This is a genomic window from Ruegeria sp. AH12 (assembly GCF_056541465.1).
Genome location: NZ_JBQFYL010000081.1, coordinates 1 through 1,118 on the forward strand (window position 1 = coordinate 1; position 1,118 = coordinate 1,118).

The window sequence follows — 1,118 nt, forward strand, 5'->3', positions numbered from 1 at the left end:
GCCCGCGCCGAAAACCAGCAATTCCGAGATGATCAGAACCCACATCAGCAGCTCGCCCGGAAGCTCATCGATCAAAGAGGCGTCGCTCATGCTCCAACCAGTTGGCGGTAGATCTGAGGCAGGGCCATGATCAGCCGGTGCGGGTCGGGGATGACGGCGAAGCCGCCTTGACCGAACATGCGCGGGAACCAGCTTTTGCCGGTTTTGTCGATGGTAACGCCAAAGACCGATTGCCCTGCCCTACGCGCCTCGCGCACGGCCATGCAGGTGTCTTCGATACCGTGGCGACCCTCGTAATGGTCCAGGTCGTTGGGTTTGCCGTCAGTGATGATCAATAGCAACCGGCGTTTGCGCGATTGGCTGGCCAGATCGGCGGAACAATGGCGGATTGCGGCGCCGAGGCGGGTATAGTGGCCGGGGCGCAGCGAGGCTATGCGCTGTTCCACCAAACCACCCATCGGCTCGTCGAAGCGTTTGCAGCGCTGCACGTAAACCCGCTGGCGTTTCAGCGAACTGAAGGCGTGGATGGCGAAATCGTCGCCGCAGGCGTTCAGACCCCAGGCGAGTGCCGCAAGAGCCTCGCGTTCAATGTCGATCACGGCGCGGCCTGTGACGGCGCTTTCGGTCGAGCGGCTGACATCCAGCAGGATAGACACCGCCAGATCGCGCGCCTCGTAGCGCGATTGCATCCAACTGCCTTCGGTGCCTTCGCCATTGGTACAACGGTCTACCTGCGCCCGAACGGCTGCCTCGATATCCAATTGGTCACCATCCAGATGACCGCGCGTCATCACGCGGCCCGGGCGCAGCGCCTCGAACTGGCGTTTCACGGCGCGGATGCGGCGGGCAGTGGCGGGGTCTTTGCCGAACTCGGCGGCATCTTCGCGAATCTCGGCGTCCGAGGTCAGAACGTTGACATGATCGGGCAAGTATTGGCCGGTGCGCACGTCCCATTCGGGATACAGAACCCGTCCCGACAGGCGTTCGCGGTTCACGTCCTCCGGAGCGAGGTCCAGATGAAGTTTCAGTTTGGTCGGCGGCGCCTTCGAGATCTGACCCAAGCCAATCTCTTCCTGATAATCGGCGGCTTTCTTGGCGTTATCAGGATCGTCATCGTC

At 62.1% G+C, this 1,118-nt stretch carries 1 protein-coding gene; it reads right to left on the bottom strand.

What is annotated here, in order from left to right; translation table 11 throughout:
• Window positions 1-86: 86 nt before the first annotated feature.
• Window positions 87-1,118 (bottom strand): nitric oxide reductase activation protein NorD (locus ACR0EL_RS21755; RefSeq protein ID WP_480502256.1); only part of this gene is annotated, 1,032 nt, incomplete at its 5' end.